Origin of the sequence: Pantoea sp. Mb-10, from assembly GCF_021272205.1 — a bacterium.
In the GTDB taxonomy this organism is placed as follows: Bacteria; Pseudomonadota; Gammaproteobacteria; order Enterobacterales; family Enterobacteriaceae; genus Pantoea.
On the sequence record NZ_JAJSDX010000001.1, the window covers coordinates 306,040 to 331,405 of the forward strand.

A 25,366-nucleotide genomic window follows, 5' to 3' on the forward strand; every position below is an offset into this window, starting at 1 on the left:
AAGGCGTAAAATGAACGGGCACGCGAAGGGTCATTTACGTCCTCTGCGGGCGGCCAACAGGCCGCCCACACGGCTTACTCTGCGTCAGCAATCTTCGCCGTTTGCGACGATTTTTGCTTTTTATACGCCAGCGCCGCAGCCGGCACCGGCGCCGCTTTGCCGGTTTCCAGCCAGTCGCGCAGGCGGTTGGCATCGGCAAAATGGGTATATTTACCAAACGCGTCCAGCACCACCAGCGCCACCGGACGATTGTTCATCACCGTGCGCATCACCAGGCAGTGTCCGGCTTCATCGGTATAGCCGGTTTTGGTTAACGCAATGCGCCATCCCTCTTTATAAACCAGATGGTTGGTGTTGCGGAACGGCAACGCATAGCTCGGATGGCTGAACACGGCAGTCTCTTCTTTGGTGGTGCTCAGCTGGCCAATCAGCGGATACTGGCGCGTGGCTTTCACCAGCTTCACCAGGTCTTCCGCGCTGGAAACGTTATGAATGGACAGCCCGGTTGGCTCAACGTAGCGTGTGTGCGTCATGCCCAGCGCGCGCGCTTTAGCATTCATCGCGCGGATAAACGCGTCATAGCCGCCAGGATAGTGATGCGCCAGGCTTGCTGCCGCGCGGTTTTCCGATGACATCAGCGCCAGCAGCAGCATATTGCGGCGGCTGATTTCACTGTTCAGTTTGACGCGGGAAAAGACGCCGCGCATTTCCGGCGTGTGGCTGATATCCACCGACAGCTTTTCATCCAGCGGCAGTTTGGCATCCAGCACCACCATCGCCGTCATCAGTTTGGTGATGGACGCGATGGGCCGCACGCGATCGGGGTGGCTGGAGAACAACACTTTATTGTTCTCCAGATCGACAATCATGGCGCTGCCAGAGGCGATTTGCGGTTGGGCAATGGGTGCCAGATTGGCGAGTGACGCGGGCGCGGCCAGCGCGGGCGTCGTAACAGCGGACGCCGTGAACAGCAGCGCCAGTGACAGCAATGAAATACGTACGTTAACAGACATCGTGTCAAAAAAATCCGGTGAGAAGTTTCACGCTGTGTTGAGACACAGGCCGCCGACGTCAGGCCAGAGAGGACGCGGGCTGGCGGCGATATCATAGCGGGTTCCCTGCGAAATTTCTTAGGTAGATTGTTTCCGGGCGTTAAAAAAGGAGGCCCGCAGGCCTCCCTTTTAGAACCGCGGTCAGAACAGCCGCGGGCCATAGCCCCACAGCACCACCGTCAGCGCCAGCAGTACCTCAAAGACCAGCACGCCGATCGCCAGCGTCGATCCAGAAAAGCGCAGGCTCTCGTCGCGATCAATATTAAGAAACACCGGAATACCGACGTACAGCAAGTAACCGGTGTATACCAGCGCCACCGCCGCCACCATCACGCACAGCCACACCAGCGGATAGAGCGCCACCAGCCCGCTAACAAACAGCGGCGTCGCCACATAGCCGGCAAACACGGTACAGCGCTGAACGCCCGGACGCTGCGGATAATCCCGCGCCATCCAGTGGATCACGCGGCCCATCACCGCCACGCCGCCCAGCATAAGAAGATAAAAGATAATGCCCAATCCCAGACCGGTGAGCACATTGAGTTGAACATACTGCCCTTCACCCAGATTCCACCCCAGCTGGGTGGTGCCGATAAACGCGCTGATCACCGGGATCGCCGCCATCATTAGCACGTGGTGGGTGTAGTGGTGCGAGACGCTTTCGTTTTCCTGCTTGATGGCGTGCATTTCCTGATTCGGATGCGCCAGTAGACCCCAGACATGATTCATACAATCACTCCTCTGATGCGACGGGCTGCCACGTCAGCGCTTGGGCTGTCCCACTCAGGCAGCTTCCCTTCAAGTATAATGCGCAGCGCTGTTTTTGCGGCTCGCGCCCCAAAAAAAGCCGCGGGCGTATAAACTGTTACCGGGCTTCGTTTTTACAGGGAGAACAGTTTGCATCTGGATATCAATGGATTAATCACCCAGTACGGCTACTTTGCTTTGCTGATTGGCTGCATTGCCGAAGGGGAAACCTTTACGCTGCTGGGCGGGGTCGCCGCGCATGAAGGCTTACTGCACTTCAGCGGCGTGGTGGTGGCCGCGATGATCGGCGGCATTATCGGCGATCAGCTGCTGTTCTGGCTGGGACGGCGCTACGGCACGCGCATTCTGCGTCGCTTCCGCAAGCACGAAGACACCATTCGCAAAGCCAACCGGCTGATACAAAAGCGGCCAAGCTGGTTTGTGATTGGCGTGCGCTTTATGTATGGCTTCCGCATTATCGGGCCGATCATTATCGGGACCAGCCGCCTCAAACCGCTGCGTTTTTTTGTGCTAAATGTGATTGGCGCGGCGCTGTGGTCGCTGATTTTTGTCACGCTCGGCTACTTCGCTGGCGAGATGATTACGCCCTGGCTTCACAAGCTCGATCAGCACCTCAAACCACTGTTGTGGCTGGTGGCGGCGATCGTCTTTGGCGTGGTACTGCGCTATCTCATTCGCCGCTGGAATCGCCGCCGTGCAGGTTAAGCGTGATAGCCTTTGAACTGGGGGTTGGCGAGCATAAAGCCGCCATCCACCACAAAGGATTGCCCAGTGGTGTAGGTGGCGCCCTCTGAACAGAGCCACGCCACCAGACTGCTGATTTCACGCGGATCGCCGGGGCGCCCCATCGGGATTTCCGGCATGCGCCGCTGATGCGCCTCGTCATCGCCCATGTTGTTCATCGCCGTGGCAATCGCGCCCGGTGCGACCGCGTTCACCAGAATATGGTGCGGCAGCAGGCTCAGCGCCATGGATTTAGTGAGCCCACCCAGCGCGTGTTTGGCGGCGGTGTAAGCGGTAGCGTCCGGCAGCGGCGTATGTTCATGTACCGACGTAATATTAATAATGCGCCCGCCATCGCCTTGATCCACCATGTGGCGCGCGGCGATCTGCCCGCAGATAAATGCGCCATCCACGTCCACGTTGAAGGTCTTGCGCCAGTCGTCAAAGCTGAGATCGAGAAAATCCGCCTTCATCATTACGCCCGCATTGTTGACCAGTACATCGATGCGCCCCAGAGAATTAATCAGCTGGGTTAGCTGCTGCCCGCCCGCCTGTGGATCGGAGAGATCAAGCTGACGCACCTGCGCCACCTGCCCTTTGCTCTCCACCAGTCGCGCGGTCTCCTGCGCGCCCTCCTCGTCTGAGCGCCACGTAATGCCCACGGTATAACCGGCTTCCGCCAGCATGACCGCGCAACTGCGACCAATGCCCGAATCCGATGCGGTGACCACGGCAACTTTCTGTTTGCTCAACGCCATAACGTTCTCCTGACTGATGGGTGTGCCTTCAGTATAGAAGCTATCTCACCGCGCCTCGCCGCTGCTGAAATCGCCGTTTCGGCTATAGTTAACTGTTCCCAACGGCAAAGGAGGCGCAATGAGCGCAATAAAACGCACCATTGACGAACACGGCGTGATCGGCGATTTACGCACCTGTGCGCTGGTAGCCAATGACGGCACCATTGACTACCTCTGCTGGCCAGAACTCGACAGCCCGTCCATTTTTGCCGCCCTGCTCGACAGCGATGACGCGGGCCTGTTCTCGATTGCGCCCGACTGGCCTGATGCCCGTCGCCAGCAACTCTATTTGCCGGATACCAATATTCTGCAAACCCGCTGGCTGGATGAGGCCGGCGTAGCAGAAATCACCGACTACATGCCCATTTGCGATGAGCAGGGCAAAGTGCCGCGCTTAGTGCGGCGGGTCAAGATGGTGCGTGGCTCGGTGACATTTTCGCTGCGCTGCGCGCCGCGTCACGACTATGCGCGGGCCGATACCCGTACGGCGCTGCGCCCCGGCGGCATTGCCTTTCTGGCTGACGGCCAGCCCACGCTGCGTTTAAGCGCCACGGTCGTGATGACGCGTGAAGCGAGCAGCGCCGTGGCGACCTTTACGCTGCACGCGGGTGAGCACGCGGAGTTCGTGTTTGGCAACGATGATGACCCCCACGTGGCGCACATCGCCACCGAACGCTGCTTTCACGACACCCTTAACTACTGGCGGCGCTGGAGCAGCCACAGCTCTTATCGCGGGCGCTGGCAAGAGATGGTGCAGCGCTCGGCGCTGACGCTAAAACTGTTGACGTCACATCAGCACGGCTCCATCGCCGCCGCCGCCACCTTTGGTCTGCCGGAAGAGTTGGGCGGCGAGCGCAACTGGGACTACCGCGCGTCGTGGATCCGCGATGCCTCCTTTAGCATGTACGCCTTGATGCGGCTGGGCTATGTGGAAGAAGCGCGCGATTTTACCCGCTGGGTCGGGCGCTGCGTCGAACACAGCCACGAAGACACGCCGCACTTGCAGGTGATGTACCGTCTGGACAGCGGCACCGAGCTGCATGAAAGCGAACTGCTGAACCTCTCGGGCTACGCCAATTCACGTCCGGTGCGCATCGGCAATGATGCCTGGCGCCAAACCCAGCTGGATATCTACGGCGAGCTGATGGATGCCATTTATCTGGCGAACAAATACGGTGAAGCCATTTCGCAGCGCGGCTGGCGCCACGTTTCCAGCATGATTGATTACGTGTGCGATCACTGGAATGAGCCGGATGCCGGGATTTGGGAGATGCGCGGTGAGCCGGAACACTTCCTGCACTCGCGCCTGATGTGTTGGGTGGCGCTGGATCGCGCACTGCGTTTGGGGATGAAGCGTTCATTGCCCATGCCCTACGCGCGCTGGGATGCGGCGCGCAGCGCGATCCGCGACGATATCTGGCAACATTTCTGGCACCCAGAGCTGGGCCACTTCACCGCCACGCGCGGCGGCCGCTATCTCGATGCGTCCATGCTCCTGATGCCGCTGGTGCGCTTTGTTGGCGCCACCGATCCCGACTGGCTCGCGACGCTGGATGCCATCAAAGCCCAGCTGGTAAGCGATGGCATGGTGCGGCGCTACAATATTCATGAAACCCCTGCCGATGCGCTGGCGGGCGGCGAAGGGGCATTTGCTGCCTGCTCATTCTGGTACGTCGAGTGTCTTGCGCGCGCCGGGCGCGTACAGGAGGCACACGCCGAATTTGAGAAGCTACTCAGCTATGCTAACCCTTTGGGCCTGTATGCCGAAGAGTTCTCCCCGCACGGCAACGCGCTGGGCAACGTGCCGCAGGCATTAACGCACCTGGCGCTGATCAGCGCGGCGTTTTTCCTCAACCGAAAACTGAGCAACGAGATCACGCTGTGGCAGCCATAGTGCTTTTCACATTTTGGGCGATGAGACAAAGAGAATTGTCTGTTTATTACAACTAATTGCGTAAAGTATCTCCAACTGACGCAAATCCTGATTCCCATCATTGCAGCTATGCACATATAATGCGCAGCGGTCGCTTCCGACCACGATGGGTTCGACACACTGACAAGCCTCATTAAAGGCCATAACGACTAGTAAAATATGAAAAAGAGCATTCGCGCGTTCGCTTCACTCGCCCTTGCACTGGCGGCGTTCAGCCAGTCGGCATTTGCAGTAGTCTACCCGCTGCCACCGGCTAACAGCCGCGTGATCGGCGAAAACATTGAAATCACCGTGCCTCAGGACAGCAAGCTGCCGTTGGAGGCCTTTGCTGCACAGTACCAGATGGGCCTCAGCAACATGCTGGAAGCCAATCCGGGCGTGGATGTCTATTTGCCGAAAGCGGGCTCTAAGCTGGTGATCCCACAGCGGCTGATCCTGCCTGACGCACCGCGCGAAGGCATTGTGATCAACAGCGCCGAAATGCGTCTGTATTACTACCCGAAAGGCACGAAAACTGTGGTTGTGCTGCCAATCGGCATCGGTGAGCTGGGCAAAGATACGCCGGTAAACTGGACCACGGCGGTGGAGCGTAAGAAAGCCGGCCCGACCTGGACGCCAACCAAAGCGATGCATGCGGAATACGCCTCGCGCGGTGAAAGCATTCCTGCGGTGTTCCCGGCTGGCCCGGATAACCCAATGGGCCTGTACGCGCTTTATATCGGCCGTCTTTATGCCATTCACGGCACCAATGCCAACTTCGGTATTGGCCTGCGCGTGAGCCATGGCTGCGTGCGTCTGCGTGCGGATGACATCAAGTGGCTGTTCGATAACGTGCCGGTTGGCACGCGCGTTCAGTTCATCGATCAGCCGGTGAAAGCCGCGGTTGAGCCGGACGGCTCGCGCTACATTGAAGTGCACAACCCGCTTTCGACCACCGAAGAGCAGTTTAACTCGCGCGAACTGGTGCCTATCAACCTGACCTCTGCGGTGACCAAAGTCGTTGCTGACGCCAGCACTAACCAGGACGCGGTGAACAACGCGATCCAGGCGCGTACCGGCATCCCAACAAAAATCAACGGTCAGCCTGATGACGCGCAGCCCGCACCCGTGCAGGTGCAAGAGTCCTCTGACGCCATGCCGAAAGAGGAGCCGATGACGCCGCAGGGCGCCAACGGTGCCGCTCCGCAAGCAGAGAGCGCGCCTGCCGCGCAGCCTGCAACGGGCAACAGCCTGTAAGCACTGAGCGCCATGAGAAACCAGCCTACGGGCTGGTTTTTTTATTCCCGCCGTCGACGCAGCGCCAGCCAGCCCGCCGCCAGCGTAAACACCAGCACCACCAGCACCAACAGCAAGAAGCCGTGCGGATTATTGGCCAGCGGGATCCCGCCCACGTTCATGCCAAAAAATCCGGCGATGATATTGATCGGCAGCGCCAGCACGGTGATGACGGTCAGTAAAAATAGCGTGCGGTTACTCTGCTCCAGCAGGCTGGCGGCAATCTCCTCCTGCAGCAGGCGAATGCGCTCCATCAGACCGGCCAAATCGTTCAGCGCCACGCTAAACTCCTCGGTAAAAATGCGCAGCGCCGCCAGCGGTTCCCGTTTCAGCCACGACGGCGGTCGATTGAGTAAGCGAAAGAGCGCCGCAGGCTCCGGCGCCAGCAGCCGCTGTACGCGCAGCAGCATACGGCGCAGATGACCAAGCTCGCTGCGGTTGGTTTTGATCGCCGCGCTCAGCAGCCGCTCCTCAATCACATCCACCGCCTGGCTGGTGCGGCGCACTACCTGCTCCAGCTGCGCCTCCTGCTCTCCCAGCAGCCACAGCAGCATGTCGTCCGGTTGGGTAAAGCCCAATTGATGAATCTGCTCATGCATGCGCTCAATCATGCCCACGGGCCGATAGCGCGCGCTGACCATGAGCTGCGGACAGCACCAGAGCCACAGGGTGGCATTTTGCGTACTGCGCTCCTCCTGCCTGAAGGTTACGTCATTGAGCACCGCCAACAGCGCCGCGTTTTGGTGGGCCAGACGGGTGCGCGGCGACGCGGAGTGGATCTCGTCGAAAAAGTCATTGTCGACAATAAAATGGTCCTGCACCCAGCGCTCGGCCCGCGCGTGATTCAGGTTGATATGCAGCCAGAGAAAACTCGACGGCGGCAGCGCCTGCTGCCCTAGCTGTCCGGCTTCACGTGCGTTGAGCCGCTGCGGCGGCGCGTCTGACGTAAACAGATAGCCGTGAATCAGGCCGGCCACTTCGTTATTGAAGTCCGGCAGCGTGGTGAGCGGCGAAGCAGGTTGGCGCATAGCAGCGTGAGCGTTCCGAAAAGCACAGAGCCACAGCCTGCTTCAGCCCTGTTACAGCAGCATGACAGCCGCCACGCGCCATCATCTTTTTGTCACACAAACCCCGTATCACACTGGCAATAACGGGTGTGGGCTTACGCACCCTTCATTCACACTGGGGTGAGTTATGGCTGAAAACAGTATTCCTGCCTCTTCACGCGTTTCGCCGCTGAGCGGTCGCCCGAATCTCAACCACGGCAACGGCCGCCTGTCGCGCAGCGTATTTTTGCTGCTGCTGGTGGCGGGCTTACTGTTTGCCGGCATAAATCTTTTTAGCGATGTGGAGGACGCCGGGACGCCGGTCACCAGCTATACGCCTTTTCTGTTACTGGGTCTGGCGTTGCTGATTGCGCTGGGCTTTGAATTTGTAAACGGCTTTCACGACACCGCCAACGCGGTGGCGACCGTGATTTACACGCACTCGCTCTCTCCCGGCGCGGCGGTGGTATGGTCGGGATTGTGTAATTTCCTCGGCGTATTGCTCTCCAGCGGCGTGGTGGCGTTCGGCATTATCTCGCTGCTGCCGGTGGAGCTGATTTTGCAGGCCGGCAGCGGCAACGGCTTTGCCATGGTTTACGCGCTGCTGTTCTCGGCGGTTATCTGGAATCTGGGCACTTGGTATTTGGGACTGCCCTCCTCCTCGTCGCACACCTTGATCGGGTCGATCATTGGCGTAGGCGTCGCCAATGCGCTGCTGCACGGGCGCAGCGGCACCAGCGGCGTGGATTGGGATCAGGCGCTCAAAGTGGGCTATGCGCTGCTGCTCTCCCCGGCGGTGGGGTTTGTGTGCGCCGCCCTGCTGCTGCTGGCCATGAAAGCGCTGGTACGCAATCGCCAGCTTTATCAGGCACCCGACAGTCAGCAGCCGCCGCCGGCCTGGATCCGCGGCCTGCTGATTTTGACCTGCACCGGCGTCTCCTTTGCCCACGGCTCGAACGACGGGCAAAAAGGCATGGGCTTGATCATGCTGATTCTGGTGGGCACCATGCCGATGGCCTACGCGCTCAACCGATCGCTGCCGCCAGAGCAAATTCCCCGCGTGGCGGCCCTGACGCAAGTGACGGAACGGCAGCTGCTGGCGATCCAGCCAGCCCCGTCGCCCATGCCCGCGCCGCGCGACGTGCTGACCGAGTATGTGCGTACCACGCAGAACGTGCCGCCGGTGCTGCCTGCGCTGGCGCTATTGCTGGGGGATATCGGCGACCAGATTCGCCAGTATGGGTCGGTGGAGAATATCCCTGCCGCCGCGGTGACCAACACGCGCAACAACATGTATCTCGCGTCGGAAACCATTAAGCATTTACAGTCCGCGAAGGTCGCGCTGCCGGAAGAGACCGCGCGTAACCTTACGGCGGTCAAGCGCGAGCTGGACAGCGCTACGCGCTTTATTCCGATGTGGGTCAAAGTGGTGGTGGCGATCGCGCTCGGTCTCGGCACCATGGTGGGCTGGCGCCGCATCGTGATCACCGTCGGCGAGCGCATCGGTAAAACGCACCTCTCCTATGCGCAAGGTGCCAGCGCCGAGCTGGTGGCGATGGCGACCATTGGTGCCGCCGATGCGTTTGGCCTGCCGGTCTCCACCACGCACGTGCTCTCGTCCGGCGTGGCGGGAACCATGGCGGCCAATCGTTCCGGGCTGCAGCTCGCCACCCTGCGCAATCTGGCGCTGGCGTGGGTGCTCACGCTGCCCGCGTCAGTGCTGCTGTCCGGTTTACTGTACGCGCTGTTTATGCATTTTTAACTGCACACCGGGGCGCGCGTACGCCCCGGGGCTGAAGGGCTAACGCTCGCTCACCGGCGCTGCCGCCGCGCGGTGCTGCTGGTGCAACCGCAGAGTAATGACACCGGCCGCCATCACCGTCAGCGCCGCCGCCAGATAGACCGACTGCATGCCCCACTGGCCAATCAATAGCCCGGCCACCGGGCCGGTCAGCCCTAGCCCTAAATCCAAAAAGGCCGAGTAGGTGCCCAGCGCCGAGCCCTGATCCTGCTGCTGGACGCGCTTCACCGCCTCGACGCCCAGCGCCGGAAACACCAGCGAGAAGCCCGATCCGGTGAGAAAGGCACCGCAGTCCACCAGCCAGCGGCTGTCCGCCTGCCAAATCAGCAGCAGCCCCAGGCACTCCACCAGCAGCGACACCAGCGCCACGCGCAGGCCGCCAAAGCGCATGATAAAGCGGCCGCACGCCAGGCGCACCAGCACAAAGCCGAGGCTAAACAGCGTCAGCGCAAACGCTGCGCCCGTCCAGCCGCGGCCGGAAAAATAGAGAGTGATAAAGGTCGAAATCACGCCAAAGCCCAGCGTGCCAAGCCCCAACGCCAGCCCAAACAGCCAGACGCGACTGACCACGCGGTGAAACGGAATGCGCGTCCCGGCGGTTACGCTGACTGCGGGCTTGCGGCTGGCCAGCCAGAAGCCCAGCACACCCAGTGCCGCGACCAGACCGGCAAAGCCGCTCAGTCCCCAGACGTCATTCAACAGCACGCCGAGCGGCGCGCCGATCGCCATCGCGAAATAGGTGGCGACACCGTTCCAGGAGATCACGCGGGCGGTCTGCAGCGGCCCCACGATATGCATGCCCCACAGCGTGGAGCCGGTGCTGCTAAAGCTTTCGCCCACGCCCAAAAACAGCCTGCCCAGCGCCAGCAGCCCCAGGCTCAGCAGCGGTGAACCGCTGCATAACGCCGCCAGCAGCGACAGCGCGCCGCTGATGCCGCAGCCCAGCGTACCCAGCATCACCACACGCTTGGGCCCGAGCCGATCCGCCAGTCGCCCGGCGTGTGGACGGCTGAGGAGCGTGGCGAAATATTGCAGGCTGATGATTAGCCCAGCGGTAAAGGAGCTAAAGCCAAGCTGGTGATGCACAAATCCCGGTAGCACCGCGAGCGGTAATCCCACCGAGAGGTAGCAAAAAAAGGTGAAGATAATGACGGAGAGAATGCGTTTATTTAACTGAGCGGGGCTCAGTACGGGTACGGCGGCGTCAGACATGGGCAATCGGTCATAGCGTGGATGAGCGTAAGCCTCCACTATAACCGTTAGCCTGCTAGCAGATCGGCTTTTTTTTACGCGGTTGCGCGCATCAGCTGTGCAGCGTGGCGCTCGATAGCGGCGGCAATCTCGGCGGAGACGCGCAGCGTACGGATTTCACTGAACAGACCGTCGGCCTCACGATAGGCTTTACGCAAATACCCCAGCCACTGTTTGATGCGCGCCACGTGATACATGCCGGTATCGCCCTGCTTTTCAAGCTGAGTATATTTCAGCAGCAGCTCCACCACCTGCTGCCACGGCATCGGCGCCGCATTGTCTTTGACGACGCGCCCCAAGTTGGGAATATTGAGGGCACCGCGCCCGAGCATCACCGCCTCGCAGCCGGTGATGCGCAGACAATCCTGCGCGTCCTGCCAGCTCCAGATCTCGCCGTTGGCGATCACTGGAATGCGCAGACGCTGGCGAATCTCGCCAATCGCCTGCCAGTTAATGCATTCGGCACGATAGCCGTCCTCTTTGGTGCGGCCGTGCACCACCAGCTCGGTGGCACCCGCCTGCTGCACCGCGTCGGCGATTTCAAAGCGTCGCGCGCCGGAATCCCAGCCCAGACGTACTTTGACCGTAACCGGCAGGCGATCCGGCACCGCCTCACGCATTGCTTTCGCGGCCTGATAGATCAGCTCGGGATCCTTGAGCAAGGTCGCGCCCCCGCCGCTGCCGTTTACCAGCTTCGACGGACAGCCGCAGTTGAGGTCAACGCCCCACGAGCCCAGCTCAACCGCGCGTGCCGCATTCTCAGCCAGCCACGCGGGATACTGCCCCAGCAGCTGCATCCGCACGCGCGTCCCGGACGGCGTACGGCTGCTGTTGTGGAGCTCTGGGCACAGACGCAGGAAAGATTTTACCGGCAGCAGCTGATCCACCACGCGCAAAAACTCCGTGACGCAAAGATCGTAATCGTTCACGCCCGAGAGCAGTTCGCGCACCAGTGAGTCCAGCACGCCTTCCATTGGCGCCAGTAAAACCCGCATTGCTTAACGGTTTCCGCTGTCTTTTGGCGCAGCGCGACGGCGACCGCTGTTGGCCGCTGGCGCACCGTTACCCGCGTTACCGCCCTGGCGACGCGCGGGACGCGTTTCACCCTGCGGACGTGCGGCTTTATCGCCGGCGCCACGTTGACCGTTGCCGCCGTGCGAACGCGAAACGTTGCCGCCCTGACCGCGCCCCTGGCCTTGACCCTGACCGCGTCCGCGGGGTGCCTGCTGGCGGCCATTGACAATCGGCTCTGCTTTGATGCTGGGATCGGGCTCAAAGCCCGGCAGGGCGATGCGCGGAATTTCACGCTTCAACAAGCGTTCGATATCGCGCAGCAGTTTGTGCTCATCCACGCACACCAGCGACAGCGCCGCACCGGTGGCGGCGGCACGACCCGTTCGACCGATGCGGTGCACGTAATCTTCCGCCACGTTTGGCAGCTCGTAGTTCACCACGTGCGGCAGCTCCTCGATATCCAGACCGCGCGCGGCGATATCGGTGGCGACCAGCACGCGAATGCTGCCGGATTTGAAATCAGCCAGCGCACGGGTACGCGCGCCCTGGCTTTTGTTGCCGTGGATGGCGGCGGCGGTGATGCCGTCTTTGTTAAGCTGTTCAGCAAGGTGATTGGCGCCGTGTTTGGTGCGGGTAAACACCAGCACCTGCTGCCAGTTGCCCTGTCCGATCATCAGCGACAGCAGCTCCCGCTTACGCTTTTTGTCAACAAAGTGCACCTGCTGCGACACCTGCTCGGAGGCGGTGTTGCGGCGCGCCACTTCAACCTGTTCCGGGTTGGTGAGCAGTTTTTCCGCCAGCGCTTTGATCTCATCAGAGAAGGTCGCCGAGAACAGCAGGTTCTGCCGCTTAGCGGGCAGACGCGCAAGCACGCGGCGGATGTCGTGGATAAAGCCCATATCGAGCATGCGGTCGGCTTCATCCAGCACCAGGATTTCAACCTGTGACAGATCAACCGCGTTTTGCTGCGCCAGATCCAGCAGGCGCCCTGGCGTTGCCACCAGCACGTCAACGCCACCGCGCAGTTTCATCATCTGTGGGTTAATGCTGACGCCGCCGAAAACCACCAGCGAACGGATATCAAGATACTGGCTGTACTCGCGCACGTTTTCACCCACCTGCGCGGCTAACTCGCGCGTTGGGGTCAGAATAAGCGCGCGCACCGGGCGACGACCGCGTCCCGCCGAGGGGCGCGCAGAAAGGCGCTGCAGCAGCGGCAGCGTAAAGCCGGCGGTTTTACCGGTACCGGTTTGGGCGCTGGCCAGCAAATCTTTGCCTGCCAACACCACGGGAATCGCCTGACGCTGGATTGGCGTCGGTTCACGGTAGCCCTGTTCTGCTACCGCACGCAAAATATCGGCATTCAAGCCGAGAGAGTCAAATGACATGCAGGTGTATTACTCCGAACCGCCCTGTTCGCCGTTGGCGATGTAGTTTTCAGGGGGGATATGACGCTGCCTGAAGGCAACGTGTGAAAAGGGCACAAACTACCATGCGTAAGTGGGCGAGTTTACCAGCTTTCCGCGCCGTCTGCGACCCACAAAAAAAGGAGCCGCATCGGCTCCTTTTTTGTCGCGACCCAATCAGCCGCGCTTTTTCTCAATGCGCGGCGCGGGCGCTTTGGCGAGCAGTGAGACCAGCGCGGGCCCAACCAGCATCACCACGCCCAAACAGGCAATCAGCAGATTGTTGTGGACAATGCGCGAAATCAAAAACAGCGTCAGCATGGCTGCGCCAAAATAGTAGGTGGTGGTGACCTCTTCCAGAGAGTCGCCAATTCTGCGTAAACGGGCACTACGCTGAAGCGCCAGCATGGCGATAAACACCACAGCATACGCGGCAACCAGGGTACTGCTCACTTCGACCAGCGCCCGATGTTTCCAGCCCCACACCAGTGCGGCAATCACCAGCGCATGCATAGCGATATGCAGGCACGTTTGACCGGTAACAATCTGAACACGATTAGACCATTTCATTCTCTTCTCCTGGCAGACCCAACAGGTCGCCCAAGTGTATCTGGCCGCAGCCAGACGGATTTCCTCAATGTAAAGCAAATTTCAGATAACACCTTAATTTTCCGCTCGCCCCACCACTCAATTGTGACAAAGACTACACTTTGTGCTCTTGAGGATGAAAGGAGCGGGCCGCAGTATGCCACAAAACACGCAAGGATTTTCATTTAAAGTCCTGACGATCAATACCCACAAAGGTTTCACCAGCTTTAATCGCCGCTTTATCCTGCCGGAGCTGCGCGATGCTGTGCGCGCGACGTCAGCGGATATTGTCTTTTTGCAGGAGGTCATGGGCACGCACGCGATCCATTCGCTCAACATTGAGGATTGGCCAGAACGCTCGCATTACGAATATCTGGCCGACACCATGTGGCACGATTTTGCCTATGGCCGTAACGCGGTTTATCCCGAAGGACACCACGGGAACGCGATATTGTCACGATTTCCTATCATTGAACATGAAAATATCGATATTTCTGTGGCAGGTAGCGAAAAGCGAGGCCTGCTGCACGCCCAAATTGCGCTGCCGGATCGCCCGCAGCCGCTGCACGTGTTCTGCGTACACCTTGGCCTAAAGGCCGCCCACCGTCACGCGCAAATGAACATGATTTGTGACCGCATCAACGCCCTGCCGCCTGATGCACCGCTAGTGGTGGCCGGGGATTTCAACGACTGGCAAGTGCACGGCAACCGCTTCTTAAAACGCGGTGCCGGGCTGGTGGAGGTATTTAGTGTGAAAAATGGCCGCCCGGCGCGCACCTTTCCGGCGCGTTTTCCGCTGCTGCGCCTGGACCGCATCTATATTCGTCACGCCACGGTTAACCAGCCTTGGGCGCTGCCGATGAAGCCCTGGTCGCACCTGTCCGATCATGCGCCGCTGGCGGTGGAGATCTTCCTATGAACTTCGATTGGCGCGAAGGCAATCAGCTGCGGCTGCTGGTTAACGGCGATGAGTTTTACCCGCGCGTGTCGGGCGCGATTCAGCGCGCCGAGCGATCGCTGCAGCTGGAAACCTTTATCTTGTTTGAGGATGAGGTGGGCAAGGCGCTGCACCGGGATTTGCTGGCTGCCGCGCAGCGCGGGGTCCGCGTGGAGGTGCTGGTGGACGGCTATGGATCGCCTGATTTGTCTGACGAGTACGTAAACAGCCTGACCGAGGCCGGCGTGCGCTTTCTCTATTACGATCCACGCCCGCTGGTGCTGGGAATGCGCACCAACGTGTTCCGTCGCCTGCACCGTAAAATTGTGGTGATAGATGATGTGCTCGCCTTTGTGGGCGGCATCAACTTCTCGGCGGAACACAACACCGACTACGGCCCGGAGGCCAAGCAAGATTACGCGGTCGAGATCAAAGGACCGGTGGTGATCGACATCGCGCGCTACGTGCGCGACGCCATGGGCAGCGAGCCGGTCACCCGCCGTTGGTGGGGCGGACGCGGCCAGCGCATGGCGGTTAATAACATGCCCGGCGAGGCGCAGGTGCTGTTTGTGTTTCGTGATAACGACGCGCACCGCGACGACATTGAACAGCACTATCTCGATATGCTGCGCAAGGCGAAGCAGGATGTCATTATCGCCAACGCCTATTTCTTCCCCGGCTACCGTCTGCTGCGCGAAATGCGCAACGCGGCACAGCGCGGCGTGCGCGTGCGTCTGATCGTCCAGGGCGAACCTGACATGCCAATTGTCAAAGTGGGCGCCGAGATGCTCTATAACTATCTGGTGGATGGCGGCGTGGAAGTGTACGAATACTGTCGCCGCCCGCTGCACGGCAAGATCGCCGTGCAAGACCAGCGCTGGGCTACCGTCGGCTCCAGCAATCTTGACCCGCTGAGCCTGTCGTTGAATCTCGAAGCGAATGTCATCATCCACGACCGTCAGTTCAATCAAACCCTGCGCGACAATCTGGAACAGCTGCTGCAGGCGGATTGCGTGCGCGTGGATGAGGCAAAACTGCCGCCGCGCACCTGGTGGCATCTGACCAAGAGCGTGATTGTGTTCCACTTTTTGCGCCACTTTCCCGCGATTGCGGGGTGGTTACCGGCCCATACTCCGCTGCTTGCCCAGGCCAGTCCGCCTGTTCAGCCGGAAATGGAAACCCAGGATCGGGTCGAGCCCGACAATGAAGGAGCAAAATCCTGATGAGCAAAAAACCGTCGCGCTGGCAGACAGTAAAAAAAATCCTCACCTGGCTGTTTTTTATTGCGGTGATCGTGCTGCTGGTGGTGTATGCCCGTAAGGTGAACTGGGAGGATGTCTATAACGTTATCACCGGGTATAACCGCTATGCGGTGCTCGGCGCGGGCGCGCTGGTGATTGTCAGCTACCTGACCTACGGCCTGTACGATCTGATTGGCCGCGCCTACTGCGGGCACAAACTGGCCAAGCGTCAGGTCATGCTGGTGTCCTTTATCTGCTATGCCTTCAATCTCACGTTGAGCACCTGGGTGGGCGGCGTGGCGATGCGCTATCGCCTCTATTCGCGCCTCGGCCTGCCCGGTGGCACCATCACCCGCATTTTCTCGCTGAGTATCGCCACCAACTGGCTGGGCTACGTGCTGGTCGGCGGTATCGTGTTTACTGCCGGCATGGTTGACATCCCACCGCGCTGGTTTATCGGCGACGGTACGCTGCACGTCATCGGCGTGGTGCTGCTGGCGCTGGTGGCGGCGTATCTCTGGGCCTGCGCCTTCGCTAAAAAGCGCCGCTGGACGGTCAAAGGCCAGCATCTTCAACTGCCGTCTCTGCGGATGGCGCTGCTGCAATTTGCGGTTTCCAGCGCCAACTGGATGGTAATGGGCACCATTATCTGGCTGCTGCTGGCGCGCCAGGTGGACTATCCTCTGGTGCTGGGTGTGCTGCTGATCAGCAGTATCGCGGGCGTGATCATTCATATCCCGGCGGGGATTGGCGTGCTGGAGGCGGTGTTTTTGGCGCTGTTGGGGGGCGAACATCTCTCGCACGGCACCATTATCGCGGCCCTGCTGGCGTATCGCGTGCTCTACTTTATTCTGCCGCTGCTACTGGCGCTGGTGCTGTACCTGTGGCTGGAGAGCCGCGCCAAGCATTTGCGGCAAAAAAACGAGAAAAAGATGGCCAACGTCAGCGAGCCATAAAACGAAAAGGCCGCGCAGTCGCCGGATGGGCGACTGCGCCGCACAGGCTTAGCGGCGGTTGCCGAAGATGCGCAACAGCAGCAGGAACAGGTTGATGAAGTCCAGATAAAGCGTCAGCGCTCCCATGATGGAATAGCGACGCAGATTCTCTTTATCTGACACGTTAATGCTCTCCCCCATGGCCTTGAGCTTCTGGGTGTCATACGCGGTTAACCCCACGAAAATCACCACACCAATATAGGTAATGGCCCACATCAGCGCCGGACTTTTCAGCCAGAAGTTCACCAGCGAGGCCAGTAAAATCCCAATCAGCGCCATAAACAGCAGGCTACCGAACCGGCTCAGATCGCGCTTGGTGGTGTAGCCGTAGAAGCTCATGGCGCCGAACATGCCCGCGGTCACAAAGAAGGTGCTGGCAATCGAGGCGTAGGTATACACCAGGAAAATACTCGCCATGGTTAAGCCGGTGAGCGCCGAATAGAGCATAAACAGGCCGGTGGCGACGCCGCTGCTCAATCGATGCACCATGCCCGACAGCACAAACACCACCGCCAGCTGCGCAATGATCAGGCCAAAAAAGGTGATGCGATTAGCAAACACCAGCTCCATTACCGCCGGCGTGCGCGCCGCAAACCAGGCGACAAATGCGGTGAGCAGCAAACCGCAGGTCATCCAGCCATACACCTGCGCCATATAGGTTTGTAGCCCGGCTGACGCCTGCTGCACCAGCGAATCGTTACGGGGATATCTTTCCATGCTGTGCCTCCAAAAAAAGGGATTACGTGCCATGAAGTGTGGCGTCTGGACCTGCGCGCGTCAACGCCGCGACAGGCACTGCTGATAGCGGCTGTTAACCCGCTGTGCAAACCATGCGGTGGTGAGGTTTCGGGTGATTTTGGGGCTCTCCAGTTTGATGCCCGGCAGCATCTCACGCGGCACCGTCTTGCCGGCCATTTTATCTGCCAGGGTAAAAACTTGCTTCCACAGCGTGGTGTCGCTGAAGCTGGCGCTGTCGCCCTTTTCCAAATCGCGGCGAATTTCGCGCGGGCTCATATCCAGTGATTTGCTCAAGGTGCGCACCGCGCGCTCGGTGCTGCCCGCTTCGTCGCTGCCGTACTGAATCAGATCGCCGTCCAGGGCCAGCGAGATACCGCTGGCGCGCGACACGGCGGCCTGAAACGCCGCGTTACGGCTGGCATACCATCCGGCGTTGAAATCCGCAAAGCGGTACAGCGGTTGGCTATAGTCAGCCGGATAGCCCAGCAAATGCAGCGTGCCGAAGTAAATACCGCCGCGCCGGGTAAACACCTCGCGACGAATCGAACCGTCAATGCCATAGGGATAGCCTTTGGCATGCGCTTCGGCAAACGCAATGCTGACCTGCATCGGCCCACCGGTATGAATCGGGTTGAGGTTGCCAAACAGCGTCTGCCCCATCGGCACCATGTTGATGAAGTCGTCAAAAATGGCGCTGAGCGCTTTTTCGCTGCGCACCTTGTCCAGCCGCGCGGCGTAGCTCTCGCCGGTGGGGGATTTGATCAACAGCGCTGTGCGCACCAAAAAGGCGGGCACGTGCACGCGCGCCGCGCGCCGATCGATCTCAGCCCAGGCGATTTTAGGCAGCCCCGGCACCGGCGCATCGGCGCTGAAAGTAGACTCCTGGTCGGTCACGGCAATGATGGCGCACACGTTGCTGACGCTGGCGTCAATCTGCTGCACACGCAGCGCGGTATAGATATCTTCGGCCCACGCGCTTTTCTGCGTCACATCGCGTGGCAGAAGCTGCTGAATCTGCATTTTCACATCGGCAGGCTGGCGAGCCGGTGCCTGCGGTTCTTTTTTCGTGCTGCATCCAACCAGCACCAGCGCCGCCAATAGCGCCGCGCTCTTTATTGAGGTGATCTTCATCTTGTTCCCTGATAAGCCTGCAAAACGCTTACCTTAGCGTTTTCAGACGCATGCGGCCATCGGCACGATTAATCCCAGCGCTGCGCGGCCTGCCGATCGCTGTCGCGCGCGTCTACCCAGCGTTCCCCTTCGGCGGTGGCTTCTCGCTTCCAGAACGGCGCGCGGGTTTTCAGATAGTCCATGATAAATTCACAGGCGGCAAAGGCGCTGCCGCGGTGGGCGCTGCTGACGCCGACAAACACAATTTCATCGCCGGGAAACAGCGCGCCAACGCGGTGAATCACCGTGATTTGCTGCAAGGCCCAGCGCTGCCGAGCCTCGTCGACAATCTCGCCCAGCGCTTTTTCCGTCATGCCGGGATAGTGCTCCAGCGTCAGCGCGGCAACGCTGTCGCCGAGGTTGTGGTTGCGTACCTTACCGGTAAACGTCACCACCGCGCCGTCGCTGTCGTGTGCCGCCAGCCGGTGATATTCCGCGCCCACGTCAAACGGCGCCGAACCCACGCGAATGTGCGTCTGCATGGTTATCCTCCGGTCACGGGCGGGAAAAACGCCACTTCGTCACCGTCGTGCAGCGGGTGACTCATGGGCACCAGCGTTTGATTCACCGCCGCCAGCAGCTTGCCTGATTCCAGCGCCAGCGCCCAACGGTCGCTGCGCGCCGCCAGCGTCGCGCGCAGCGCCGCTACGTCGGCGAAAGAGGGCTCAACGGTCAAAGACGGCGTGCCCACCAGCTCGCGGACTTGGGCGAAAAACAGCACATTAATCATGGGCCACCGCCTGGAAATCGCCGGATTTACCGCCGCTTTTGTGCAGCAAACGTAGCTGGTCGATCACGATATCTTTCTGGACCGCTTTGCACATGTCATAGATGGTTAACGCCGCCACCGAGGCCGCCGTCAGCGCTTCCATCTCCACGCCGGTTTTGCCGGTCAGACGGCAGCGCGACGTCACGCGTACGCGGCTGTGTGCGGGTTCTGCCTCCAGCGTCACTTCTACTTTACTCAGCATAAGCGGATGGCAGAGCGGAATCAGTTCCCACGTGCGCTTGGCCGCCTGAATACCGGCGATGCGCGCGGTGGCAAACACATCGCCTTTGTGGTGATCGCCGCGCAGGATCATCTGCAGCGTTTCCGCATTCATTAAAACCAGGGCTTCCGCCTGCGCTTCGCGGACCGTTTCCGCTTTGCCGGAGACATCCACCATGTGGGCTTCGCCTGCGGCATTGATATGGGTTAACGAGGACATGCTTATAACTTCTTCAGGTGAGAAACGAAATGACAGGGACGCGTTCGCGCATCCAACTGCTCTTTGATGATGCGCTCCCAGGCGCTGCGACAGCCGTTGGTGGAGCCGGGCACGGCAAAAATCAGCGTCTGGTTAGCCATGCCGGCGACCGCGCGCGATTGCAGCGTGGCGCTGCCAATATCTTCATAAGAGACCATGCGGAACAGCTCGCCAAAACCGTCAATTTCACGGTCAAACAGCGGCAGCAGCGCCTCTGGCGTACTGTTTTTGGCGTTGAAGCCCGTACCGCCGTTGACGATCACCACCTGCACATCCTCGCTGGCAATCCAGCGCGACACGGTGGCGCGGATGCGGTAGCGATTGTCCGGCACGATAACGTGATCCACGACGTGATGACCGGTTTCTGTTGCGGCTTCGCGCAGGTAATCACCCGAGGTGTCCGTGCTGGCATCGTGACGGTCAGAGACCGTCATCACGGCAATGTTCAGCGCGATAAATTCGCCGGTGGATTGACTCATGGCCGTAACTCCTGTGTTTAGCCGCCAATGAAAGAGAGATTTTGCGTAATGCCGGTGTTGCCCTGGTGCAAAAAGTGCGTCTGTTTTTTCTGCCCGAGGCTATGCGCAATGCGCGCCTGCAGTTCCGCCTGCTGATCGTCCGTCGCCAGCAGATCGCGCAGCGGCACGCCGCCGCTGCCAAACAGGCACAGATGCAGATCGCCCGTCGCCGACACGCGTAGTCGGTTACAGCTGGCGCAGAAATCCTTTTCATAGGGCATGATCAGGCCAATTTCGCCCTGATAATCGGGGTGACGGAACACCTGCGCGGGGCCGTCACTGCGGCTGCGCACTTGACGCTGCCAGCCCTGCATAATCAATTGATCGCGGATTTCGGCGCCGGAGATATGGTGGCGGCGGAACAGATCGCTGCCCTCGCCCGTTTCCATCAGTTCAATAAAGCGCAGCTGAATCGGACGATGGCGAATCCAGTCAAGGAAGGTGCGCAGATGCTGACTGTTGACGTCGCGCATCAGGACGCTGTTGACCTTGACCTTCTCAAAACCGGCCTCGAACGCGGCATCAATCCCGGCCATGACCTCGGCAAACTTATTCTGGCCGGTAATGGCGTGAAACTGCCGCGCATCCAGGCTGTCCACGCTGACGTTGATCTGGGTCAGTCCGGCATCGCGCCAGGCACGAACGTCGCGCGCCATTCGGTAGCCGTTGGTGGTCATGGCAATCTGCCGGATCGCGGCGTTTTCACGCACGGCGGCGATAATGTCCGTGAAGTCACGCCGCATGGACGGCTCACCGCCCGTCAGGCGCACTTTCTCGGTGCCTGACGCGGCAAAGGCGCGCGTAATGCGGCGGATCTCGTCCAGCGAGAGGAAACTTTTGTTGGGTTTGCCGTTGGGTTTATAGCCATCGGGCAAGCAGTAGGTACACCGGAAGTTACACACGTCCGTGACCGACAGGCGCAGATAATAAAAGCTGCGCGCATAGGCATCTGTAAATTGTGGCACCTTAAACACCTTTCCAAATACGGGAGATGCAGGCATTTCTTTCTGCACCCTGGCAGCTGACGCTGCGGCCAGGCATCCTTATCCGCGGACTTAGGACACAAGGCTTGGGAGTTTGCTGTCGAATAGGACAACGCGGTAGCACCAAGAGTAGCGTGATTCTGACAAAGCATCCACGGCAGATTTTCGCTATATATTCTGTTTTATAACGTGTTTTCACCGCCTTTTCCCGCGCGGATAGGCTAAAATGCGCGACAAACCGTGATACCCACCCGTTGTGCCCTGCGTCACAAACCGCACGCAACGTTAAGGAGAGCTATGAATCGCACCCTGGCAGATTTAGACCGCGTTGTGGCATTGGGCGGAGGACACGGCCTGGGCCGCGTCATGTCTGCACTGGCGCCGCTGGGATCGCGCCTGACCGGTATCGTTACCACCACCGACAACGGCGGCTCCACCGGACGCATTCGCCGTTCGGAAGGCGGCATTGCCTGGGGAGATATGCGCAACTGCCTGAATCAGCTGATTACCGAGCCGAGCGTGGCGTCTGCCATGTTTGAGTATCGCTTTACCGGCAATGGTGAATTAGCGGGCCACAATCTCGGTAATCTGATGCTGAAAGCACTGGATCACCTGAGCGTGCGGCCGCTGGAGGTGATTAACATCATTCGTAATCTGCTGAAGGTCGACGCTTTTTTGATTCCGATGTCCGAGCAGCCGGTGGATCTGGTGGCACAGGACAGCGAGGGCAATATGGTGTACGGCGAGACCGCCATTGATGAAATGCACCAGCCGCCGCAGGAGCTGATGCTCCACCCCACCGTTTCGCCAACGCGGGAAGCGCTGGACGCGGTGGCCGAGGCGGACCTGATTTTGATCGGTCCCGGCAGCTTTTATACCAGCTTGATGCCGATATTACTGATGGAAGAGATGGCGCGCGCGCTGCGTCGCACCCCCGCCACCATGGTGTTCATCGGAAATCTCGGGCGCGAACTGAGCCCAGCTGCCGCCGGTCTGACCGTGGCTGATAAGTTGGCGATGATGGAGAAAGCAATCGGTAAACGGGTGATCGACGCCGTGGTGGTGAGCCCGGCCGCCGATATGCGTGAAGTGACGCAGCGCGTCATCGTGCAGGAACCGCTGGAGGCCGCCGACATCAAGTATCGTCACGACCGCCAGCTGCTGCGCGCTGCGCTGGAGCATGCCATTCAGGCGTTTTGACCGCTGCGCCCGCAGCGGTTGTCGGCGCAGCCGGACGCGCGCGATGCCATCGCCGCTATGACGCCGCGATAAACAGTTCGCGCAGTTGATGCAGCTGGTCGCGCACGCTGGCCGCTTCTTCGAACTCCAGGTTTTGCGCATGCTGCTGCATTTGCGTTTCCAACTCGTGGATTTTCTTCTGCATCGCCTGCGGCGTAAGCGCCAGATAACCGGCCTCGTTCTCGGCAGCGGTGCGCGAGGCGGTTTTGCCCTTGCCGCGCGTTTTCACCACATTTTTGCCCAGCTCAAGGATGTCAGTGATCTTCTTGTTGAGGCCTTGCGGCACAATGCCGCGCTCTTCGTTATAACGCTGCTGCTTCTCACGACGGCGCTCGGTCTCACTCATTGCCCGTGCCATGGACGGCGTGATTTTGTCCGCATAGAGAATCGCACGGCCGTTAACGTTACGCGCCGCGCGTCCGATGGTCTGGATCAGCGAGCGCTCGGAGCGCAAGAAGCCCTCTTTGTCCGCGTCGAGGATCGCCACCAGCGAGACTTCCGGCATATCCAGCCCTTCTCGCAGCAAGTTAATGCCCACCAGCACGTTAAATTCACCAAGACGTAAATCGCGGATGATCTCCATACGCTCAACCGTGTCGATATCCGAGTGCAGGTAGCGCACGCGCTCGCCGTGTTCTTCGAGGTATTCGGTGAGATCCTCCGCCATACGTTTGGTCAAGGTGGTCACCAGCACGCGCTCGTTGACCTCCACCCGCTTGCGGATCTCCGACAGCAAATCGTCCACCTGCGTAGCCACCGGGCGCACTTCAAGAATGGGGTCCAGCAGACCGGTAGGACGTACCACTTGGTCGATCACTTCGCTGCCCGATTTCTCCAGCTCATAATTGCCCGGCGTGGCAGAAACATAAATGGTTTGCGGCGCCAGCGCTTCGAACTCCTCAAAACGCAGCGGGCGGTTGTCCAGCGCGGAAGGCAGGCGGAAGCCGTACTCGACCAGGGTTTCTTTACGGGCGCGGTCGCCGCGGTACATGCCACCAATTTGAGGAATGGTCACGTGTGACTCATCTACCACCAGCAGGCCATCGGCGGGCAGGTAATCAAACAGCGTCGGCGGCGGCTCGCCCGGTCCACGGCCAGAGAGGTAGCGCGAATAGTTTTCAATGCCCGAGCAGTAACCCAGCTCGTTCATCATCTCAAGGTCAAACTGGGTACGCTGCGAAATGCGCTGCTCTTCTAACAGTTTGTTGTTTTCCAGCAGCACTTTGCGGCGGTCGCCCAGTTCATCTTTAATCTCTTCCATAGCCTGCAGAATACGTTCGCGCGGCGTAACGTAGTGCGTTTTGGGATAGATGGTGAAGCGCGGCACAACGGAGTCAATTTGCCCGGTAAGCGGATCGAACAGCGAGAGCCGCTCCACTTCTTCGTCAAACAGCTCGACGCGCAGCGCAAGATCGTCAGATTCGGCCGGGAAGATATCAATGACTTCGCCGCGCACGCGGAAGGTACCGCGCTGAAACGCCTGATCGTTGCGGGCATACTGCAACTCCGCCAGACGGCGCAAAATGCTGCGCTGATCGATCAGCATGCCGCGCGTCAGGTGCAGCATCATTTTAAGGTATAGATCGGGGTCGCCCAGGCCGTAGATGGCGGAAACCGACGCCACCACGATCACATCGCGGCGCTCCAGCATCGCTTTGGTGGCCGACAGACGCATCTGCTCAATGTGCTCATTCACCGCCGCATCCTTTTCGATAAAGGTATCGGAACTGGGCACGTAAGCTTCTGGTTGATAGTAGTCGTAGTAAGAAACGAAAAATTCCACCGCATTGTCGGGGAAAAACTCTTTCATCTCCCCATAAAGCTGCGCCGCCAGCGTTTTATTGGGCGCCAGCACCATGGTTGGGCGGTTGAGATCGGCGATGACGTTGGCGATGGTAAAGGTTTTACCCGAACCGGTCACCCCCAGCAGCGTTTGGTGCGCGAGCCCATCCTCCAGCCCTTCTTTAAGTCGGCGAATCGCCTCTGGCTGGTCGCCGGAAGGTTTAAAGGCGGAATTGAGTTTAAAAACTTTACTCATGGTTTTGCAGTTCCTGCTGAAGAAATCGACGGGCAGGCTGGTAATTCTACTCTGCCACGGTAAATTTGCCAGAAAAAAACACTGGATATAATCACAGATACTGGGCAGGATAGCGCGAAAATAGCGCACGTTGCATCAGGCCAGTTTATGCGGCAAACGCTAACTGCTTGTCGCTGCTGGTTATCCCCAAGCGAGGAAAGTTTTTAACAATTGTCAATAGAGCGTCATCAAATTGCACTTTGATGACAGAGCGGAAATTCCTTAGGGTTGCTTTTGTTTAACCTTTTGATTTTTTTGATTATACCTTTAAAGCCCAGATTCTCAGCATAATGTATGCAAACCGCGTATTTCCTCGCTTGCGCTCGGTTTTCAGTCGCTAATACACAAGGTTATCCACAGGAATGGTGGATAACTGAATCCAGCCCCGATCCCACCAGCTGTGTATAAATTTGGGCGCGCCTCCCAATCGTCAGGAAAAATTTTTTTTTGCGATTATTTTTCCTTCACTCTGCCCGGCTTTAACTATCATTTTTAAGCGTTAACGCGCGGCCTACACCCGATATGGGCAAAGTAAGGCCAGGCATTCTTCCGGTTTCTGCCTTCTAA

General features: G+C 59.5%; 24 protein-coding genes and 1 riboswitch. Of the genes, 8 read left to right on the top strand and 16 right to left on the bottom strand.

What is annotated here, in order from left to right; genetic code table 11:
- Positions 1 to 74 precede the first annotated feature (74 nt).
- Complete coding sequence (gene pbpG / locus LU196_RS01420; RefSeq protein WP_232757953.1) at positions 75 to 1,013, bottom strand: D-alanyl-D-alanine endopeptidase; 939 nt, start codon at positions 1,011 to 1,013, stop codon at positions 75 to 77.
- Between the two features lie 180 nt (positions 1,014 to 1,193).
- The gene (locus LU196_RS01425) at positions 1,194 to 1,781 is read right to left on the bottom strand and encodes a Yip1 family protein (RefSeq protein ID WP_232757954.1); all 588 of its coding nucleotides are present in this window, start codon (positions 1,779 to 1,781) and stop codon (positions 1,194 to 1,196) included.
- Positions 1,782 to 1,949: 168 nt separating this feature from the next.
- Between LU196_RS01425 and LU196_RS01430 the strand changes: the two genes are divergently transcribed.
- Positions 1,950 to 2,525, top strand: coding sequence for a DedA family protein (locus LU196_RS01430; protein ID WP_232757955.1), 576 nt, complete (start codon positions 1,950 to 1,952; stop codon positions 2,523 to 2,525).
- On the opposite strand, the gene LU196_RS01435 is transcribed toward LU196_RS01430, so the two are convergent.
- Positions 2,522 to 3,301: an SDR family oxidoreductase gene (locus LU196_RS01435; RefSeq protein ID WP_232757956.1), complete on the bottom strand. Its 780-nt coding sequence runs from the start codon at positions 3,299 to 3,301 to the stop codon at positions 2,522 to 2,524. The genes LU196_RS01430 and LU196_RS01435 overlap by 4 nt on opposite strands.
- A 118-nt stretch (positions 3,302 to 3,419) precedes the next feature.
- On the opposite strand from LU196_RS01435, the gene LU196_RS01440 reads away from it, so the two are divergent.
- Positions 3,420 to 5,234: a glycoside hydrolase family 15 protein gene (locus tag LU196_RS01440; RefSeq protein WP_232757957.1), complete on the top strand. Its 1,815-nt coding sequence runs from the start codon at positions 3,420 to 3,422 to the stop codon at positions 5,232 to 5,234.
- A 198-nt stretch (positions 5,235 to 5,432) separates the two neighbouring features.
- Positions 5,433 to 6,509, top strand: coding sequence for a L,D-transpeptidase family protein (locus LU196_RS01445; RefSeq protein WP_232757958.1), 1,077 nt, complete (start codon positions 5,433 to 5,435; stop codon positions 6,507 to 6,509).
- 41 nt (positions 6,510 to 6,550) lie between these two features.
- Here LU196_RS01445 and LU196_RS01450 read toward each other — a convergent pair whose 3' ends face one another.
- Entirely contained in the window at positions 6,551 to 7,576 is a 1,026-nt protein-coding gene (locus LU196_RS01450; RefSeq protein ID WP_232757959.1) for a transporter, read from the bottom strand.
- 166 nt (positions 7,577 to 7,742) lie between these two features.
- Between LU196_RS01450 and LU196_RS01455 the strand changes: the two genes are divergently transcribed.
- Complete coding sequence (locus LU196_RS01455) at positions 7,743 to 9,356, top strand: inorganic phosphate transporter (protein WP_232757960.1); 1,614 nt, start codon at positions 7,743 to 7,745, stop codon at positions 9,354 to 9,356.
- 39 nt (positions 9,357 to 9,395) lie between these two features.
- On the opposite strand, the gene LU196_RS01460 is transcribed toward LU196_RS01455, so the two are convergent.
- The 4 genes from LU196_RS01460 to LU196_RS01475 all read right to left on the bottom strand — a co-directional run bounded on the left by LU196_RS01460 (position 9,396) and on the right by LU196_RS01475 (position 13,636).
- A complete protein-coding gene (locus tag LU196_RS01460) occupies positions 9,396 to 10,607 on the bottom strand; it encodes an MFS transporter (RefSeq protein WP_232757961.1) in 1,212 nt (403 codons plus the stop codon).
- Positions 10,608 to 10,681: 74 nt separating this feature from the next.
- Positions 10,682 to 11,641, bottom strand: a complete 960-nt coding sequence (gene dusC, locus LU196_RS01465) for a tRNA dihydrouridine(16) synthase DusC (RefSeq protein WP_232757962.1) — start codon at positions 11,639 to 11,641, stop codon at positions 10,682 to 10,684.
- A 3-nt stretch (positions 11,642 to 11,644) separates the two neighbouring features.
- Positions 11,645 to 13,048 carry an ATP-dependent RNA helicase RhlE gene (gene rhlE, locus LU196_RS01470; RefSeq protein ID WP_232757963.1) on the bottom strand — a complete coding sequence of 468 codons (1,404 nt, stop codon included), beginning with the start codon at positions 13,046 to 13,048 and terminating at the stop codon, positions 11,645 to 11,647.
- 195 nt (positions 13,049 to 13,243) lie between these two features.
- Complete coding sequence (locus LU196_RS01475) at positions 13,244 to 13,636, bottom strand: YbhQ family protein (RefSeq protein ID WP_232757964.1); 393 nt, start codon at positions 13,634 to 13,636, stop codon at positions 13,244 to 13,246.
- 175 nt (positions 13,637 to 13,811) lie between these two features.
- Between LU196_RS01475 and LU196_RS01480 the strand changes: the two genes are divergently transcribed.
- Genes LU196_RS01480 through LU196_RS01490 form a run of 3 tightly spaced genes read left to right on the top strand, consistent with a single transcriptional unit; the run spans position 13,812 to position 16,788 of the window.
- Positions 13,812 to 14,573, top strand: a complete 762-nt coding sequence (locus tag LU196_RS01480) for an endonuclease/exonuclease/phosphatase family protein (RefSeq protein WP_232757965.1) — start codon at positions 13,812 to 13,814, stop codon at positions 14,571 to 14,573.
- The gene (clsB, locus tag LU196_RS01485) at positions 14,570 to 15,814 is read left to right on the top strand and encodes a cardiolipin synthase ClsB (RefSeq protein WP_232757966.1); all 1,245 of its coding nucleotides are present in this window, start codon (positions 14,570 to 14,572) and stop codon (positions 15,812 to 15,814) included. The genes LU196_RS01480 and clsB overlap by 4 nt, the downstream gene beginning before the upstream one ends.
- Positions 15,814 to 16,788, top strand: a complete 975-nt coding sequence (locus tag LU196_RS01490; protein ID WP_232757967.1) for a lysylphosphatidylglycerol synthase domain-containing protein — start codon at positions 15,814 to 15,816, stop codon at positions 16,786 to 16,788. The genes clsB and LU196_RS01490 overlap by 1 nt, the downstream gene beginning before the upstream one ends.
- A 48-nt stretch (positions 16,789 to 16,836) precedes the next feature.
- On the opposite strand, the gene LU196_RS01495 is transcribed toward LU196_RS01490, so the two are convergent.
- From LU196_RS01495 to moaA, 7 genes are all read right to left on the bottom strand, one after another.
- Positions 16,837 to 17,544, bottom strand: a complete 708-nt coding sequence (locus tag LU196_RS01495; protein WP_232757968.1) for a Bax inhibitor-1/YccA family protein — start codon at positions 17,542 to 17,544, stop codon at positions 16,837 to 16,839.
- Between the two features lie 60 nt (positions 17,545 to 17,604).
- Positions 17,605 to 18,696 (bottom strand): DUF1615 domain-containing protein, encoded by a 1,092-nt coding sequence (locus LU196_RS01500; protein WP_232757969.1) that lies wholly within the window; start codon positions 18,694 to 18,696, stop codon positions 17,605 to 17,607.
- 68 nt (positions 18,697 to 18,764) lie between these two features.
- Positions 18,765 to 19,217, bottom strand: a complete 453-nt coding sequence (moaE, locus tag LU196_RS01505) for a molybdopterin synthase catalytic subunit MoaE (protein ID WP_232757970.1) — start codon at positions 19,215 to 19,217, stop codon at positions 18,765 to 18,767.
- A 2-nt stretch (positions 19,218 to 19,219) separates the two neighbouring features.
- Positions 19,220 to 19,465, bottom strand: coding sequence for a molybdopterin synthase sulfur carrier subunit (gene moaD, locus LU196_RS01510; protein WP_232757971.1), 246 nt, complete (start codon positions 19,463 to 19,465; stop codon positions 19,220 to 19,222).
- Positions 19,458 to 19,943: a cyclic pyranopterin monophosphate synthase MoaC gene (moaC, locus tag LU196_RS01515; protein ID WP_232757972.1), complete on the bottom strand. Its 486-nt coding sequence runs from the start codon at positions 19,941 to 19,943 to the stop codon at positions 19,458 to 19,460. Before moaC ends, moaD begins: the two co-directional genes overlap by 8 nt.
- A gap of 2 nt (positions 19,944 to 19,945) precedes the next feature.
- On the bottom strand, positions 19,946 to 20,461 hold the full coding sequence (gene moaB / locus LU196_RS01520; RefSeq protein WP_232757973.1) for a molybdenum cofactor biosynthesis protein B: 516 nt from the start codon (positions 20,459 to 20,461) through the stop codon (positions 19,946 to 19,948).
- Positions 20,462 to 20,478: 17 nt separating this feature from the next.
- Positions 20,479 to 21,465: a GTP 3',8-cyclase MoaA gene (gene moaA, locus LU196_RS01525; RefSeq protein WP_232757974.1), complete on the bottom strand. Its 987-nt coding sequence runs from the start codon at positions 21,463 to 21,465 to the stop codon at positions 20,479 to 20,481.
- Positions 21,456 to 21,588, bottom strand: a riboswitch (molybdenum cofactor riboswitch). (Overlaps the previous gene by 10 nt.)
- Positions 21,589 to 21,780: 192 nt before the next feature.
- On the opposite strand from moaA, the gene yvcK reads away from it, so the two are divergent.
- Positions 21,781 to 22,683, top strand: coding sequence for a uridine diphosphate-N-acetylglucosamine-binding protein YvcK (yvcK, locus tag LU196_RS01530; RefSeq protein WP_232757975.1), 903 nt, complete (start codon positions 21,781 to 21,783; stop codon positions 22,681 to 22,683).
- A gap of 55 nt (positions 22,684 to 22,738) precedes the next feature.
- On the opposite strand, the gene uvrB is transcribed toward yvcK, so the two are convergent.
- On the bottom strand, positions 22,739 to 24,760 hold the full coding sequence (gene uvrB / locus LU196_RS01535; protein WP_232757976.1) for an excinuclease ABC subunit UvrB: 2,022 nt from the start codon (positions 24,758 to 24,760) through the stop codon (positions 22,739 to 22,741).
- Between the last annotated feature and the right edge of the window lie 606 nt (positions 24,761 to 25,366).

Bases quoted from the DNA above. Each gene is read 5' to 3' on its own strand.
- moaC (WP_232757972.1), bottom strand. From the start codon at position 19,943: ATGTCCTCGTTAACCCATATCAATGCCGCAGGCGAAGCCCACATGGTG.
- LU196_RS01495 (WP_232757968.1), bottom strand. From the start codon at position 17,544: ATGGAAAGATATCCCCGTAACGATTCGCTGGTGCAGCAGGCGTCAGCC.
- LU196_RS01455 (WP_232757960.1), top strand. From the start codon at position 7,743: ATGGCTGAAAACAGTATTCCTGCCTCTTCACGCGTTTCGCCGCTGAGC.
- LU196_RS01435 (WP_232757956.1), bottom strand. From the start codon at position 3,301: ATGGCGTTGAGCAAACAGAAAGTTGCCGTGGTCACCGCATCGGATTCG.
- LU196_RS01460 (WP_232757961.1), bottom strand. From the start codon at position 10,607: ATGTCTGACGCCGCCGTACCCGTACTGAGCCCCGCTCAGTTAAATAAA.
- LU196_RS01450 (WP_232757959.1), bottom strand. From the start codon at position 7,576: ATGCGCCAACCTGCTTCGCCGCTCACCACGCTGCCGGACTTCAATAAC.
- dusC (WP_232757962.1), bottom strand. From the start codon at position 11,641: ATGCGGGTTTTACTGGCGCCAATGGAAGGCGTGCTGGACTCACTGGTG.
- LU196_RS01440 (WP_232757957.1), top strand. From the start codon at position 3,420: ATGAGCGCAATAAAACGCACCATTGACGAACACGGCGTGATCGGCGAT.
- LU196_RS01500 (WP_232757969.1), bottom strand. From the start codon at position 18,696: ATGAAGATCACCTCAATAAAGAGCGCGGCGCTATTGGCGGCGCTGGTG.
- clsB (WP_232757966.1), top strand. From the start codon at position 14,570: ATGAACTTCGATTGGCGCGAAGGCAATCAGCTGCGGCTGCTGGTTAAC.
- uvrB (WP_232757976.1), bottom strand. From the start codon at position 24,760: ATGAGTAAAGTTTTTAAACTCAATTCCGCCTTTAAACCTTCCGGCGAC.
- LU196_RS01480 (WP_232757965.1), top strand. From the start codon at position 13,812: ATGCCACAAAACACGCAAGGATTTTCATTTAAAGTCCTGACGATCAAT.
- moaB (WP_232757973.1), bottom strand. From the start codon at position 20,461: ATGAGTCAATCCACCGGCGAATTTATCGCGCTGAACATTGCCGTGATG.
- LU196_RS01445 (WP_232757958.1), top strand. From the start codon at position 5,433: ATGAAAAAGAGCATTCGCGCGTTCGCTTCACTCGCCCTTGCACTGGCG.
- yvcK (WP_232757975.1), top strand. From the start codon at position 21,781: ATGAATCGCACCCTGGCAGATTTAGACCGCGTTGTGGCATTGGGCGGA.
- rhlE (WP_232757963.1), bottom strand. From the start codon at position 13,048: ATGTCATTTGACTCTCTCGGCTTGAATGCCGATATTTTGCGTGCGGTA.
- moaD (WP_232757971.1), bottom strand. From the start codon at position 19,465: ATGATTAATGTGCTGTTTTTCGCCCAAGTCCGCGAGCTGGTGGGCACG.
- moaE (WP_232757970.1), bottom strand. From the start codon at position 19,217: ATGCAGACGCACATTCGCGTGGGTTCGGCGCCGTTTGACGTGGGCGCG.
- LU196_RS01425 (WP_232757954.1), bottom strand. From the start codon at position 1,781: ATGAATCATGTCTGGGGTCTACTGGCGCATCCGAATCAGGAAATGCAC.
- pbpG (WP_232757953.1), bottom strand. From the start codon at position 1,013: ATGTCTGTTAACGTACGTATTTCATTGCTGTCACTGGCGCTGCTGTTC.
- LU196_RS01475 (WP_232757964.1), bottom strand. From the start codon at position 13,636: ATGAAATGGTCTAATCGTGTTCAGATTGTTACCGGTCAAACGTGCCTG.
- LU196_RS01490 (WP_232757967.1), top strand. From the start codon at position 15,814: ATGAGCAAAAAACCGTCGCGCTGGCAGACAGTAAAAAAAATCCTCACC.